Origin of the sequence: Amycolatopsis sp. CB00013 (genome assembly GCF_001905755.1) — a bacterium.
In the GTDB taxonomy this organism is placed as follows: Bacteria; Actinomycetota; Actinomycetes; order Mycobacteriales; family Pseudonocardiaceae; genus Amycolatopsis; species Amycolatopsis japonica.
Genome location: NZ_LIWC01000006.1, coordinates 37,016 through 50,572 on the forward strand (window position 1 = coordinate 37,016; position 13,557 = coordinate 50,572).

Annotated in this window: 13 protein-coding genes; 5 read left to right on the forward strand and 8 right to left on the reverse strand. The window is 69.9% G+C overall.

Going from position 1 to position 13,557, the window contains the following annotated elements:
• Positions 1-584: 584 nt before the first annotated feature.
• The 3 genes from AMK34_RS33590 to leuC all read right to left on the reverse strand — a co-directional run bounded on the left by AMK34_RS33590 (position 585) and on the right by leuC (position 3,556).
• Entirely contained in the window at positions 585-1,250 is a 666-nt protein-coding gene (locus AMK34_RS33590) for an HU family DNA-binding protein (protein ID WP_073848057.1), read from the reverse strand.
• Between the two features lie 253 nt (positions 1,251-1,503).
• Positions 1,504-2,106, reverse strand: a complete 603-nt coding sequence (leuD, locus tag AMK34_RS33595) for a 3-isopropylmalate dehydratase small subunit (protein WP_073848058.1) — start codon at positions 2,104-2,106, stop codon at positions 1,504-1,506.
• Positions 2,107-2,137: 31 nt separating this feature from the next.
• The gene (leuC, locus tag AMK34_RS33600) at positions 2,138-3,556 is read right to left on the reverse strand and encodes a 3-isopropylmalate dehydratase large subunit (RefSeq protein WP_073848059.1); all 1,419 of its coding nucleotides are present in this window, start codon (positions 3,554-3,556) and stop codon (positions 2,138-2,140) included.
• A 79-nt stretch (positions 3,557-3,635) separates the two neighbouring features.
• Between leuC and AMK34_RS33605 the strand changes: the two genes are divergently transcribed.
• Positions 3,636-4,337 carry an IclR family transcriptional regulator gene (locus AMK34_RS33605; RefSeq protein ID WP_007031477.1) on the forward strand — a complete coding sequence of 234 codons (702 nt, stop codon included), beginning with the start codon at positions 3,636-3,638 and terminating at the stop codon, positions 4,335-4,337.
• A gap of 64 nt (positions 4,338-4,401) precedes the next feature.
• On the opposite strand, the gene AMK34_RS33610 is transcribed toward AMK34_RS33605, so the two are convergent.
• From AMK34_RS33610 to AMK34_RS33625, 4 genes are all read right to left on the reverse strand, one after another.
• On the reverse strand, positions 4,402-4,794 hold the full coding sequence (locus AMK34_RS33610; RefSeq protein WP_038509490.1) for a hypothetical protein: 393 nt from the start codon (positions 4,792-4,794) through the stop codon (positions 4,402-4,404).
• 108 nt (positions 4,795-4,902) lie between these two features.
• Positions 4,903-5,568 (reverse strand): winged helix-turn-helix domain-containing protein, encoded by a 666-nt coding sequence (locus AMK34_RS33615; protein ID WP_037342057.1) that lies wholly within the window; start codon positions 5,566-5,568, stop codon positions 4,903-4,905.
• Between the two features lie 9 nt (positions 5,569-5,577).
• Positions 5,578-7,227 (reverse strand): right-handed parallel beta-helix repeat-containing protein, encoded by a 1,650-nt coding sequence (locus AMK34_RS33620; RefSeq protein ID WP_038509488.1) that lies wholly within the window; start codon positions 7,225-7,227, stop codon positions 5,578-5,580.
• Positions 7,227-7,880 (reverse strand): helix-turn-helix transcriptional regulator, encoded by a 654-nt coding sequence (locus AMK34_RS33625; RefSeq protein WP_073848060.1) that lies wholly within the window; start codon positions 7,878-7,880, stop codon positions 7,227-7,229. Before AMK34_RS33625 ends, AMK34_RS33620 begins: the two co-directional genes overlap by 1 nt.
• Before the next feature lie 159 nt (positions 7,881-8,039).
• Here AMK34_RS33625 and AMK34_RS33630 point away from each other — a divergent pair, with 159 nt between their 5' ends.
• The 4 genes from AMK34_RS33630 to AMK34_RS33645 are packed head-to-tail and all read left to right on the forward strand — an operon-like array spanning position 8,040 to position 11,279.
• Positions 8,040-8,705 (forward strand): response regulator transcription factor, encoded by a 666-nt coding sequence (locus AMK34_RS33630; RefSeq protein WP_174492007.1) that lies wholly within the window; start codon positions 8,040-8,042, stop codon positions 8,703-8,705.
• Positions 8,702-9,955 (forward strand): sensor histidine kinase, encoded by a 1,254-nt coding sequence (locus AMK34_RS33635; RefSeq protein ID WP_073848061.1) that lies wholly within the window; start codon positions 8,702-8,704, stop codon positions 9,953-9,955. Before AMK34_RS33630 ends, AMK34_RS33635 begins: the two co-directional genes overlap by 4 nt.
• Positions 9,956-9,963: 8 nt before the next feature.
• Positions 9,964-10,320, forward strand: coding sequence for a hypothetical protein (locus AMK34_RS33640; RefSeq protein ID WP_038509484.1), 357 nt, complete (start codon positions 9,964-9,966; stop codon positions 10,318-10,320).
• Positions 10,305-11,279 (forward strand): DUF6177 family protein, encoded by a 975-nt coding sequence (locus AMK34_RS33645; RefSeq protein WP_038509482.1) that lies wholly within the window; start codon positions 10,305-10,307, stop codon positions 11,277-11,279. The genes AMK34_RS33640 and AMK34_RS33645 overlap by 16 nt, the downstream gene beginning before the upstream one ends.
• Positions 11,280-11,325: 46 nt before the next feature.
• Here the strand turns inward: AMK34_RS33645 and AMK34_RS33650 are convergent, their stop codons facing one another.
• Entirely contained in the window at positions 11,326-13,557 is a 2,232-nt protein-coding gene (locus AMK34_RS33650) for a YrhB domain-containing protein (RefSeq protein ID WP_241832924.1), read from the reverse strand.

Consider the following 13,557-nt stretch of genomic DNA (forward strand, 5'->3'; position numbering starts at 1 on the left):
CCGAGGGAAGGAGGCCTTCACGCGCTACAGGGCTATTTGAGGTCTGGCTGGGCGTATCCGCGTGCCGCGAGGATGTCGCGAAAGCCACTTTCGGGACGTCTGATGTCGCGAAAGTGGCTTTCGCGACATGCGACGGGGAGCGCCTCACGACGACCGCGCCCGCCGCGCCTCCTCGTTGCGAAAGTGGCTTTCGCAACGTTGAAGGTTGCGAAAGTGGCTTTCGCAACCCCCTCGCGTCAGGCTTGCCCCTCAAGGAAACCCGACGGCGCCGCTCCCCCACGTGGGTGACGTGCCTACTCCGGCGGTGTCGAGGCGAACCGGCGCACGTCGCTCCACTGTGGAGCCAGTGAGCGGGACCGTGCGTCCATCGGAGTGACGATCGAAGCGGATTCTTTTCCGCGACTTCGCATGAGGGCGCGAGAATCGCATCACATTCGCCCACAGGGTCGCCGCGGATCCGTGTCGGGACAAGATCCCCGGAGACCGCGCGCGAGTGCGTCAGCGTCGATCACGGCCCTGGAAATGCGGCAAGGCCCCGCGCGGTGCGCGGGGCCTTGCCGTTGGCTCACTCGTGGAGAGGGAGCTTACTTCTTCTTCGCGGCAGCCGAAGTCCGCTTGGCCGGAGCCTTCTTCGCGGGAGCCTTGGCAGCGGTCGCCTTGGCGGCCGGCTTCGCGGCGGCCTTGGTGGCGGTCGCCTTCTTGGCCGTGGTGGCGCGAGTCGTGGCCTTGGCGGCGGTCTTCGGCGCGGCCTTGGTCGCGGTCGTCTTGGCCGCGGCCTTGGTCGCGGTCGCCTTGGCGGCCGGCTTCACGGCGGCGCGCGTCGTCGTCGCGGCGGCGCGGGTCCGCGTGGTCGTGGAACGCGTCGCGGCCGGGCGGCTGGCGGCCGTCCGGGTCGTCGTCGCGCGGGTGGCGGTGGCGCGAGTCGCGGTGCCGGCGGTCGCGCGCTTCACAGCGGTGGCCTTCGGCAGCTTCTTCGAACCACTGATGACGTCCTTGAAGGTCGTGCCGGCGCGGAACGCGGGCACGTTGGTCTTCTTGACGCGAACGGTCTCACCGGTGCGCGGGTTCCGCGCGGTGCGGGCGGCGCGGGCGCGCTTCTCGAACACACCGAAGCCGGTGATGTTCACCTTCTCGCCCTTGTTGACCGTCCGGATGATGATGTCGACAAGGCCATCGACGGCCTCCGACGCGACCTTCTTGTCGCCCAGGCGCTCCGACAGCGCCTCGATCAGCTGGGCCTTGTTGGCCATTCCAGTCCTCCAAGAAGAACTACTTGTACACGGCCCCGTCGGCCGACTTAGCGCACACGGTATTACCAATGCAGCACAAATTCCAAACGACGCGCGGAAATTTCCCTTGTCTCGGGGGCTGTTCCGCCTCCCGAGGGACCCCTTGAGGGCCTCCGGAGGTGCCGTTCGGTGTGGTTTCGGGGCTGTGCCGAGGACTCCCGGCCGGGGTGCGGATTCCCTGCTCAGCAAGGGAATCCGCCCCCTTTGACCTGCCCTAGGAGGAGGCCGCCGGGAGGGTCACCGGCTTCCAGGAGGGGCGCCCGGTCTCGAAAGTGTCGATCTCATCCGCGTGGCGGAGTGTCAGGGCGATGTCGTCGAGCCCTTCGAGGAGCCGCCAGCGGGTGTAGTCGTCGATCTGGAAGGGCGCGGTGAAGTCCTTGGCCCGTACCGTCTTCGACTCGAGGTCCACCGTGACCTCCGTGCCGGGCTCGTTTTCGAGCAGCTTCCACAGCAGTTCGACGTCCGCCTGCTCGACCTGAGCGGCGACAAGGCCCTGCTTGCCCGAGTTGCCGCGGAAGATGTCCGCGAACCGGGAGGAGATCACGACCCGGAAGCCGTAGTCCATCAAGGCCCACACCGCGTGCTCACGGGAAGAACCGGTGCCGAAGTCCGGGCCCGCGACCAGGACCGACCCGCTCTTGAAGGGCTCTTGGTTGAGGATGAACGACTCGTCGGACCGCCAGGCGGCGAAGAGCCCGTCCTCGAAGCCGGTGCGGCTCACGCGCTTGAGGTAGACCGCCGGGATGATCTGGTCAGTGTCCACGTTGGACCTGCGCAGCGGGACCCCGACGCCGGTGTGGTGGGTGAACGCGTCCATGTTGGGAACTCCTTCGCGGATGTCAGCGATGTCAGCGAGCGGCGGCGGGCTGGAGGTCTTCGGGGCTGGACAGCGTTCCCCGCACGGCCGTGGCGGCCGCCACGAGCGGCGACACCAGATGCGTCCGGCCGCCCTTGCCCTGCCTGCCTTCGAAGTTGCGGTTCGAGGTCGACGCGCTGCGCTCGCCCGGCTTGAGCTGGTCCGGGTTCATGCCGAGGCACATCGAGCAGCCCGCCTGACGCCATTCCGCGCCCGCTTCGGTGAAGACCTGGTCCAGCCCTTCGGCTTCCGCCGCCTGGCGGACCCGCATCGAGCCGGGGACCACGAGCATCCGCACCGAATCGGCGACCTTGTGCCCGCGCAGGACGTCCGCGGCGGCCCGCAGATCCTCGATCCGGCCGTTCGTGCACGAGCCCAGGAAGACGGTGTCCACCGCGATCTCGCGCAGCGGCGTGCCCGGCTTCAGGTCCATATAGGACAGGGCCTTTTCAGCGGCGATGCGCTCGTTCTCGTCGCCGATGCGCTCCGGGTCGGGCACCTCGGCGCCCAGCGGGAGCCCCTGGCCCGGGTTCGTGCCCCAGGTCACGAAAGGCGTGAGCTCGTCGGCGTTCAGGCGCACCTCGGCGTCGAAGACGGCGTCGTCGTCCGTGCGGAGTTCGCGCCAGTTCTCGACGGCGGCGTCCCAATCGGCGCCCTGCGGCGCGTGCGGACGGCCCTTCAGATACGCGAACGTCGTCTCGTCCGGCGCGATGAGCCCGGCGCGCGCGCCGGCTTCGATGGACATGTTGCACACCGTCATCCGGGCTTCCATCGACAGCTTTTCGATGGCCTCGCCGCGGTACTCGAGGACGTAGCCCTGCCCGCCGCCGGTGCCGATCTTCGCGATCACCGCGAGGATGATGTCCTTCGCCGTGACGCCGGGCCGCAGTTGCCCGTCGACCGTGATCGCCATCGTCTTGAATGGACGGAGCGGCAGGGTCTGCGTGGCCATCACGTGTTCGACCTCGGAGGTACCGATGCCGAACGCCATGGCGCCGAAGGCACCGTGCGTCGAAGTGTGACTGTCACCGCACACCACGGTCATCCCGGGCTGGGTCAGGCCCAGCTGCGGGCCGATGACGTGCACGATGCCCTGCTCGGCGTCGCCCATCGGGTGCAGCCGGACGCCGAACTCCTTGCAGTTGGCGCGAAGGGTGTCGACCTGGGTGCGGGAAACGGGATCCGCGATCGGCAGCTCGATGTCGATCGTCGGGACGTTGTGGTCCTCGGTGGCGATGGTGAGGTCGGGGCGGCGCAGTTTCCGTCCGGCCAGGCGGAGTCCGTCGAACGCCTGGGGGCTGGTGACCTCGTGCAGCAGGTGGAGATCGATGTAGAGCAGGTCGGGCTCGGCCCCCTCGCCGCGCCGCACCAGGTGCGACTCCCACACTTTCTCGGCCAGTGTCCGGGGCATTTCCGGCTCCTCACATGCGATGGAATAGGTGCTTCCCACCATCTGGACATCTCAAACTTCGGGAAGATAGTATCGGCTTGTGGGACAGCATAGCGGTATCGGAGTACTCGACAAGGCCGTGGCCGTGCTTCAGGCCGTGGCCGAAGATCCTTGTGGCCTGGCGGAACTGTGCACGCGGACCGGTTTGCCGCGCGCGACGGCGCATCGGCTCGCGGTCGGCCTCGAAGTGCATCGCCTGTTGCGGCGCGGCCCCGACGGCCGCTGGCGCCCGGGTACCGCACTCGCGGAACTGGCGGGCGGTTCGACCGACCCGCTGCTCGACGCGGCGAGTTCGGTGCTGCCGAAACTGCGCGACATCACCGGCGAAAGCGTTCAGCTGTACCGCCGTGACGGCGTCCAGCGCGTCTGCGTTTCGACGGCGGAACCGCCGAGCGGGCTGCGTGACACGGTGCCGATCGGTTCACGGCTGCCGATGACCGCGGGCTCCGGCGCGAAGGTGCTCGCCGCGTGGTCGGATCCGCACACACAGCGCACGATCCTCACCGAGGCGGTGTACGGGGAGCGCACCCTGCTCGAAGTCCGCCGTCGCGGCTGGGCCCAGAGCGTGGCCGAACGGGAACCGGGTGTGGCGAGTGTCTCGGCGCCGGTACGGGATTCGACGGGCACCGTCGTCGCCGCGGTGTCGGTTTCCGGGCCCATCGAACGTATAGGGCGTAAGCCGGGGGCACGCTGGGCCGCGGACCTCCTCGCCGCCGCGGACGCGCTGCAGGAGCGCCTCTGACCCTCGAAACGAGTGAAGGCCCCCTGCGGCGCAGGGGGCCTTCACGTACTTCCGAAGGGTCCTATCAGAACTCGTCGGCCTTGGTCAGCTCGTGTTCGAGGGTGTCGGCACGCGTGACGAGGGACTTCAGCGGATGTTCGAATTCGTTGACCAGATTCAGGTCGACCAGCGGAATCGTGTGCTTGAGCAGCGCGACACCGTCGACCACCGCCGCGCCGCCGACCGAATCACCGCCGGCCAGTTCGAGCAGGCGCCGCAGGTCGATCTTGTCGGCCCAGCCGACCGGAGACGAGATCTCCACCCACTCCGCGCCGTCGTGGTCGGGCAAGTGGTGCAAGGACACCTGCTGGCCGCGGCCGTCGCCGGTGTCGACGCGGAACCGGAGCCAGCCGTCCCGCTCTTCGAGCACCTCGTACCGCGCCCGGACGAAATTGATCACGCCTGCCCAGATGGACACCCTCGTCACCTCTCGGTTTCGCCGCCTCGTGCGCTGTCGAGCATGGCACATCCGGGGCGCGCGGGGTGTCGACGGTCTCATTCGGGCGGGGTGGGAGCGGCCCGTGGCCTACTGAAGCGGCGCCATGCGGTAACCCGACCCTCGCACGGTGTGGATGAGCGGCGGGTCCTTGAGCTTCCGCCGCAGCCGCGCGATCACGACGTCCAGCACGTTGGACGCCGGATCGGCCATCTCGTCCCAGGCGTACCGGATCAGTTCCCGCCGCGAGACCGGCCGCCCGGTCGCGGCCATCAGCCGCTCCATGACGAGATACTCCTTGCGGGTCACGGTGAGCAGCACGCCCGCCCGCGAGATCTGGTGCCTGCCGGTGTCGAGTTCGACGTCGGCGCAGCGCAGGATCACCGCCTGCCCGGCCATGTCCCGGCGGCACAGGCTGCGCACCCGCGCGATCAGTTCCGGCATCGCGAACGGCTTGACCAGGTAATCGCCGCCACCGACGCGTAAACCGTCGATCCGGTCGGCAACGCTGTCGCGCGCGGTCAGGAACAGCACCGGCATCGGCCATCCGGCGCTGCGCCGGTTGCGGACGTAGGCCAGCGCGTCACCCGAAGGCAGCATCCGGTCGAACACCGCGCAGTCGTAGGCGTTCACCGTCAACGCCTCGTCCGCGCCCGGCAGATCGGCGGCGGTGTCCACCGCGAAGCCGTCGCCGCGCAGCGCGAATTCCAGCGCCACCCGCAAGTTCTCGTCGTCCTCGGTCACCAGCACCCGCACACCCGAACGTTATCGCGTGATGGCGGCCTCCACGTCGGCCACGTGCAACCCGCGCAGTTCTTCGATCGCGGGCATCCGGCCCAGCAGCCGCAAACGTTGCGACTGAGCCGTGCGCGCCTTCTCGAACAGCAGGCGCGCGTCCCGCGCGTTGCCGAAGTTGACGTCGCCGGAAACGCGCCGGAAATGGCCGGTCAGCACCGGGCCCGCGGCGGGATCGAGTTCGTAGTCCCCGGCGGACGCCATCCGCCCGAAGATGGCGAGCAGTTCGTCGGGGCTGTAGTTCTCGAACTCGATCGTCTTGCCGAAGCGCGACGCGAGACCGGGGTTGGCGGCGAGGAAATCGACCATCTCGCCGGTGTACCCGGCCACGATCACCGCCACCTCGTCGCGATGTTCCTCCATCAACGGCACCAGGGTGTCGATCGCCTCCTGGCCGAAATCGCCGCCGGAACCGGCGAGCCGGGTGAGCGTGTACGCCTCGTCGATGAACAGGACCCCACCCTTGGCCTCCTCGAAGACCGTCGCGGTCTTTTCGGCGGTGTGCCCGATGTACTGCCCGACGAGATCCCGGCGGGACACCTCGCGGAACTGGCCGACCGGCAGGACTCCCAGCGCCTTCAGCAGTTTGCCGTAGATCCGCGCGACCGTCGTCTTCCCCGTGCCGGGCGCGCCCGCGAAGATCAGATGGTGCCCCGCCGCCCCGACCGGCAGCCCGGCCCGGCGGCGCCATTCGTTGACCTGCAACTCGTCGACCAGCGAACGGACTTCTTCCTTGACCCCGGGAAGGCCGATCATCGAGTCGAGTTCGGCGAGCATCTCCTCCAGGGCGTCGTCCTCCACCGCGCCGGGCTCGGCGGTCTCCCCGACCGTCGGCGTCGCCCCTTCGGCGATGGCGATCCCCGGTTCCGCCGTGTTCGAGACCCGGCAAGCGGAGATCTCGCCACCGCAACCGGACGCGAACGAGATCCCCGGGCCCCGGGTGTCGGTGACCGTGCACCGTTTGATCACCGGCACCCCGTGGTGCGCCACGGCGATGCCTTCGTGACCGGTGTGCGAGACGGTGCAGCCTTCGACGACCGGCCGGGCGTATTGGTAGACGTAGACGCCCCTCAGCCCGCAGCCGGTCACCGTGCATCCGGTGACGACCGGATCCGCGCCCTGCCCGACGGTGATCCCGTCGCCCAGCACGTCTTCGACGGTGGTGTCCTCGATCCTCCCCGGCGAACCGTCGACGAGGATCCCCTGCTCCGCCGCCGAAATCACGCAACCGCTCACGGCGAACGCCGTCGTGCCGCGGATCGCGATCGCCGGCCCGCGGCCGCCGGAGACGGTGCAGTTCCGGACGGCCAGTTCCGTGTCGTCGGCCTGGATCGCGGACGCGCCGCCCGCCAGGACTTCGATCCCGTCGAGCGCGAGAGCTCCTCCTGTGGTGCGGAAAACCGGCCGGTCGGCCCCCCGGCCGTCGACGACGACGGTGGCGCCGTCCGCCGCGGCCAACGTCACCCGGAGACCCGCGAGCTCGACGGTCTCGGCGTATTCGCCGCCAGCGATGGTGATGACGGCGCCGTCGGACGCGTCCACCAAGGCGTCGCCGATGGTCGGGTACGCGCCTGGCCGCTGGGACACCAGCAGGACGCGGCCGGAGGTCGAGGTGGTCATCAGCCCGCCTTCGCCATCAGCCAGCCGCGGTCGACGGCCTTGGCGCCTGCCTGGAACCGGCTGCGGGCACCGAGCCGGTTCATGATGTCGGCGACCATCCGGCGCACCGTCCGCACCGAGACGCCGAGCCGAGCGGCGGCGGATTCGTCGGTCGTGCCGGAGAAGAGCAGCGTCAGCAGTTCCTGTTCGCGGCAGGTCAGGATCGAAGCGTTCTCGGGTTCCGGGAGATCCAGCGGGACGAGCGGGGCGGCGGCCTGCCAGATCCGCTCGAACAGCCCGACCGTCGCGGTGACCACGCCGGGCAGCCGGAACACCGCGGAACCCGCCTGCCTGCCTTCCGCCGGAAGGACGACCGAGGTCCGGTCGATCACCAGCGCGTCCATCGGGACCTCGGCGTCGGTCCGCACCTCGGCGCCCGCCCGCGACATCCGGTTCAGCGCGCCGGACATCCGTGCGGAGTCGGGGAAGAGCACCTTGTGCCGGACGCCGGGGCGCACGCCTCCGAGCGCGATCCGCTGGAACGCGGTGTCCGTTCCCGTGCTCATGACGAGCACTTCGCCGGTCGCTTCCGCGAGCAGCTCGCCGAGCCCCGCCCGGTCGCCGCCCGGGCCCGCTCCCGTGACCAGACTGAGCTGGCCGGTCTGCACGGTCATCGCAGGTACCTCCCTCTTCCCCCGGCGCGGTGCCGCCGACGACGTCCTGTTCATGCCAGTTCCCCGCCACCGGGGCGGTCACGGGCACCCGACGCGTTAGCGTTCAGGGGCACCGGGAACTGCACGCGTCTACTTTCGCTGTCCGAACATGAGGTTTTGATGACACGGGTGATGGTCGTCGAAGACGACGGGAATCTGCGGCTCGCACTGGTCACGCAGCTGCGCGCGGCCGGCTTCGTCGTCGACGAGGCGGGCGACATCGCGACCGCGGACCGGCTGCTGCGCGGAACGCACCACGACTGCGTGGTCCTGGACCGGATGCTGCCGGACGGCGACGCCATCGAATACGTGCACATGCGGCGGCAGCTGGGCTGGCGGGCGCCGGTGCTGTTCCTCACCGCGCGCGACGCGCTCGCCGACCGGGTGGCGGGGTTCGAGCACGGCGGCGACGACTACCTCGTGAAGCCGTTCGTGATGGCCGAGCTGACCGAGCGGGTGGCGAACCTGTGCCACCGGTCGGCGTTCGACCGGCCCTCGGTGCTGCAGCACGAAGATCTGGTGATGGACTGCGCGCGGCGTGAGGTGCGGCGCGCGGGCGTGCTGCTCACCTTGACCAACAAGGAGTACGCGGTGCTCGAATACCTGCTGACCAGGGCGGGCCTGCCCGTGCAGCGGGCCGATCTGATCGAGCACTGCTGGGACGCGCAGGCCGATCCGATGTCCAATGTGGTCGATGTGGTGGTGAAGCGCTTGCGCCGCAAGCTGAAGGAACCCGAACTGATCCACGCCGTCCGCGGCCTCGGCTACCGGCTGGGCGCCCGGTGAACACCCACTCCTCGGCCGACCGGCTGCGCAGGCTGCGCTGGACGCTGACCGCGTTGTTCACCGTGATGAACACGCTCGGGCTGGTCGTCTTCGCGTGGCTGCTCATCAACGAGGACGGCGACCAGGGTGACGAACGGATCGACGCGGCGCTGACCCAGGTCACGTCTTCGGTCAGCAGACTGGTCGAATTCGACGGCACCGTCGGCTTCGGTCTGGTCAACACCGACGTGCTGAACGACCGCTGCCCCCAGTTCGCGATCCTGTCCGGCGGGGCGCCCGCGTTCCAGCCGCATTTCTCCCGGGCGAACTGCGTCCCGATGAGCGCGCAGCTGCTGAACGGCCTGGCGACCGAGGCGGTGAAGACCGGCAAGCTGGTGCAGGGCCACCAAAAGGCGTCCGACGGCGCCATGGTCAAGGTCCGCGCCGAACCGCTGCGCGACGGCGACGGCAAGACGTTCGCGGCCGTCGTCGCGGTGCAGTCCACCGAGGCCGAGGACTCCGCGCACACCCGGTTCACGTTGCTGGTGATCGGCGGCACCGTGCTGCTGGTCGCGATCCTCGGTTTCGCGGGCCACCTGCTGTCCGGCCGCTCGATCCGTCCCGCGGCCGCGGCCTTGCAGCAGCAGGAGGTCCTGCTCGCCGAAACCGCGCACGACCTCCGCACCCCGGTCGCCGCCCTGCGCGCGCTCGCCGAAACCGCGATGGCCAACCCCGCGCAGTCCGCGGAACTCCTGCCGCGCACCGTCCGGCTCGCCGCGAGAATGGGCGGGATCATCGACGACCTGCTCGTCCGCGCCCGGCTCGCCGCGGGCGTGGAACAGCTGAGCATCCAGCCGATCTGGCTCGATCAGCTGGTGGTGGGCATCGTCGAGGACACCGCGACCGAAGGCGCCGAAGTCACCGTCACCGCCGCGCCCACGAAGGTCAACGCCGATCCCGCGCTGCTGCAACGAGCGATCGGCAACCTTCTCGACAACGCCATGCGCTACGGCCGCCACCCGGGCGCGAAGGCGTTCGTGCACCTGACCGTCGCCGGCGGCACCGTGACCGTCGCCGACCACGGCCCGGGGATCGACACGACGATGGCCGGCGACGCCTTCGACCGGTTCGCGAGCACCGGCGGCTCTTCCGGGCTCGGGCTGTCGATCGTGCGGTGGGTCGCGCAGGCGCACGGAGGCACTCTCGCGGTGTACAACGCCGACGAGGGCGGCGCGATCTTCGAACTGCGGTTCCCGGTCAGCCCGAACTGAGGAGTGGCATGACCTTCGACATCATCGGCTTGTGCCGCGACGAACCCGGCGCGGAGGAGACCATCGAGGCGCTGCTGGTGGCGGGCCCGGAACTGCTGGTCGCGGAGCAGGCGGAAGACGGTGTCACGCAACTGCATCATCCCGATGGGCGGCCGCTGGTGGTCATCGAGGACATCCGGCTCGTCCGGGTCGCCGGTGAAGCACAACGCCTGCTCGGCCTCGACGCCGAAGTGGAGGTCCCGCATCCGGTGTGGTGGGTGGAATGCCGCACGCGTGATGACGATGCGGAAGCGGAAACGGTCGCCAGGGCCTTCATCGGGGCTCTTGTCGAAAGAACAGGAGGACTGTCGTGGTCGAACCGCTGACCGGCACCCCCGCCGCCGACATCGAGACTGCGGAGGCCATCGTCGTCGAACAGTTCCGGGCCGTCGTCTCGGCTTCTCCCCGGCTCGTCGCCGCCGCGGGGGAAGCGGCTGCGAGCCGTCGGCTGCTCCAAGTGGTCACCGCCGAGCACAGCGGTCTCACGTATCCACTCGAACTGCTTCTCGGCGAAGGACGGTGCGAATGGGTGGTCCGGGACTCCCGTGGTGGTCATCGCGACGGGACGCGCGGATTCCCCTTGCACTGGACCGGAACCCGGTTCGCCCCCGAACCGGATGCCACGGCGGCGGAGCCGGCGGAGCCGATACCCGGCTCGGGCTCGCTGGAGGTGCGGATCACCACGCTGCACGACGGCGGCGCGACATTCCGGCTCGGCAGGGCGGTCGAAATCTTGACGTCGGCGCTCGGCGACGGCGAACCAGCGGGATGGGGCGCCGCCGAACCGGTCACCGAGCCGTGGTCTGCCGCGACGCTCACGAACCTCTGCCGTGACCGGCTGCCCGCCCCCACGGAAGTGATCGTGACCGGCCCCGGTGTGGTGGGACGCTTGCGCACGCGGAAGGTGGAGGCCGGTGTACAGGAGGAGGTCGAGCTCAGCGGTCCTCCCGCGGGAACGGTTCCGCGTGCCGCCGTCGAGACGTTGGCCGCCGAAGCCGCGGGGTTCGCCCGGATGATGGTGGTCGCCGCTCACCCCGGCAGGCCGGACGGCTTGCGGGTCAGCGGCCCGACCCCGCCCGCCCTGCCCTACGGAGTCCTCATCGGACACGAACTGGTCGCCAGGAACGGTGTCGCACACGCCGAACGGACACCGGTCGCGAAGGTGGCGATCCTCGGCGGTGTCGGTCATGAGGCCGCGTGGTGCAGGCTGGACGGCGGACAGCGCCCTCCGTACGAGCAAATGGCCGCCATCCTGCACCACTACGGTATGCCGGATCAGGGCTGAGGTCGGCGTTCAGAGGCCCCGCTGCCGATCATCGAAGGCGCCGTCGTCAGGTTCCAGGCCGGCCACCGGCGAGGCCCACGCCCATCCCGCCCGCGTCCGACGGCGGCCAGATCCGCGGATACCGCCTCGCCCACTCGTCGGCGAAACGCTCGTCTTCAGCCGGAGAGCGAGCCGAGAAGTGCCAGAACGCGTCACCGGCGACGGTTTCCACCAAGCCGGGTGATCCCAGCCCGCCGAGCCACTCCTGTGGCAGCCCGGGAACCCCGGCCCGTGCCCCCACCACCGCGCCGGCGATCGCCCCGGTGATCGCGCTGCGCCCGGAGTGATTGACGGCGGCCTGCATCGCCCAGCGCGGATCGAAGAACCGCCGGGACACCGCGATCATGGCACGGCCCAGCGCGTCGACGGCGGTGTCGCCGGTTCCGAAACCGTCCAGTTCCTCGGTATCGGGACGGATCTGCTCTACCTGAGCGCGCACCGCGGCGGCGAGTGCGGCCACCGCCGGGCCACGCGCGCCTTCACGCTCGGCCACCCGCCGGCAGACGACCTGCGGCGGCGGCGCGTCGGTGTGGAACAGCCCGGTGAACAGCTCGGCCGTCACACCGGCCGCCTCGGCGGTGGGTCCGTCGGCACCGGCACCGGTCGCGAGCAGCCTGCCGACCTGCGTGGCGGTCGCGGCATCGGAGTCGGGCCCGCCGCCACAGAGCGCCGCCACCATTCCCAGCACCAGAAAGGTGACGTCGTTCGCGACCGGGGGCGGTTCCGACCGGCCGTCCTGGATTTCCGGGACGCGGGAGAGCCAGCCTTCGGGGAGGTCCGGGCTCGGCCGCGAAAGCAGCGCGCCGAGCGCCATCAACCTGCCTGAGGCGGCGCCACCGAACCGCGGCGGTAAAGCGCGCAGCAGCCCTTCGGTGTGGAAGAGCAGTCGCCGGGTCAACGGGCCGAGCCGTCCGTCGGAGATCGGTTCGACGACCCCTTCCTCGCCGAACTTCGTCTTGATTTCGGGCCAGGTCACCGTGTCCACGGCCGAACCCAACGCCTCCCCCGCGGCGAACCCGGCGAACGCGCCCGCGATACGACGCCAGGCGAAACGGACTCCGTCGGCGTCCTGGCGGAAGAACTTCCCCGATGCCGACGTGTGTGGCCGGACCCGGCCCGCGGCGTCGTATCCGGCGACGAGACCGTTCGCGCCGAGGTCCTCGGGCCAGGACTGTCCCTCGATGTCGTCGTCAGGGGAGGCGATCCCGCCGGTTTCCACCCCGTTGCGCTGTTCCCACGCCCGGCCGAGCACGAACCGCTGACAGTCCTCGACGGACAGTTCGAATCCGGCCGTTCTGGCCTTTCCCGCCGCGTCACGGAGCCCGGCTGCGGGGTCGATCCCCTCCGTTGCCGCACGGATCTGTTCGATCACGGCCACGACCGGCGCCGAGTACTCGGCGGGGACCTCCACGACCCGCGTGATCGCGCGGAGGACCGGCCACCGCGCTCGCGCCCAAGTGAGCTCCTCGACGGTGACGGAGTCCGAAGGAACCGAACCGGGGTTGACGACCAGGCCGGTCCCGGGGAACTCGGCGGCGAACGACAGCACGTCCATCCGCACCCATTTCACCGTCCCCGCCGGAACCCGTCTGCTGGAACTGAACACCGCCAAGGCTCGCGGATTCTCCCGCCACAAAGAGGAAAGCGGTCGTTCCGTCCGCGGGTCGACCGGGATGTGGACCGTCGCGGTGAGCAGGCCGGCGAGGTAGCGCTCACGACTGAAGCGACGGGTCTCAAGGCAACCGAGGAGCTGTTCGAGCCGGGTCTCCATGACTGGATGTCCGAGCCGCTCGGGACCGGGCCGGTAGCCGGGATTGGCCCGGATCTCCTCTGTCGGCCCGCCCGCCTGATCGTGCTTCCGCCAGCCCAGTACTGCACTCGCCGGCACTCCGAGATAGGCCACCCCGCTGCGCGCGAACTCGGGTTCCAGGATCTCTCGCCAGTCCTCCTGTCCGGCGAAGGGGACCGGGACGCTCGGCCCGAGACCGTCCGGATCGGGATCCGGACGGCGCAGCTCCCCGTTTTCCCGCACGAGCAACATCGGTCGCGGCACGAGCGAGGCGAGCCGGTCCCCGCCGTCCAGCGCGCGAATCGTGTTGTAGGGCACCAGCCAGCCGTCCGGAACCTCGCGCACCCGATCATGCTCGATCCGGACCGCGTGCTCCCCCGTCGTCAGATCCACGGATGTGCCGAAGCGCAGCCACGCCTGTGCCTTCGCGATCGCCTCACCAGCGTGCAC

What these genes read in the sequence shown, in the direction of transcription:
- AMK34_RS33620 (WP_038509488.1), bottom strand. Translation starts at nt 7,227, where the DNA reads ATGACCACCTCGACCTCCGGCCGCGTCCTGCTGGTGTCCCAGCGGCCA.
- leuD (WP_073848058.1), bottom strand. Translation starts at nt 2,106, where the DNA reads ATGGACGCGTTCACCCACCACACCGGCGTCGGGGTCCCGCTGCGCAGG.
- AMK34_RS33630 (WP_174492007.1), top strand. Translation starts at nt 8,040, where the DNA reads ATGACACGGGTGATGGTCGTCGAAGACGACGGGAATCTGCGGCTCGCA.
- AMK34_RS33625 (WP_073848060.1), bottom strand. Translation starts at nt 7,880, where the DNA reads ATGACCGTGCAGACCGGCCAGCTCAGTCTGGTCACGGGAGCGGGCCCG.
- leuC (WP_073848059.1), bottom strand. Translation starts at nt 3,556, where the DNA reads ATGCCCCGGACACTGGCCGAGAAAGTGTGGGAGTCGCACCTGGTGCGG.
- AMK34_RS33640 (WP_038509484.1), top strand. Translation starts at nt 9,964, where the DNA reads ATGACCTTCGACATCATCGGCTTGTGCCGCGACGAACCCGGCGCGGAG.
- AMK34_RS33590 (WP_073848057.1), bottom strand. Translation starts at nt 1,250, where the DNA reads ATGGCCAACAAGGCCCAGCTGATCGAGGCGCTGTCGGAGCGCCTGGGC.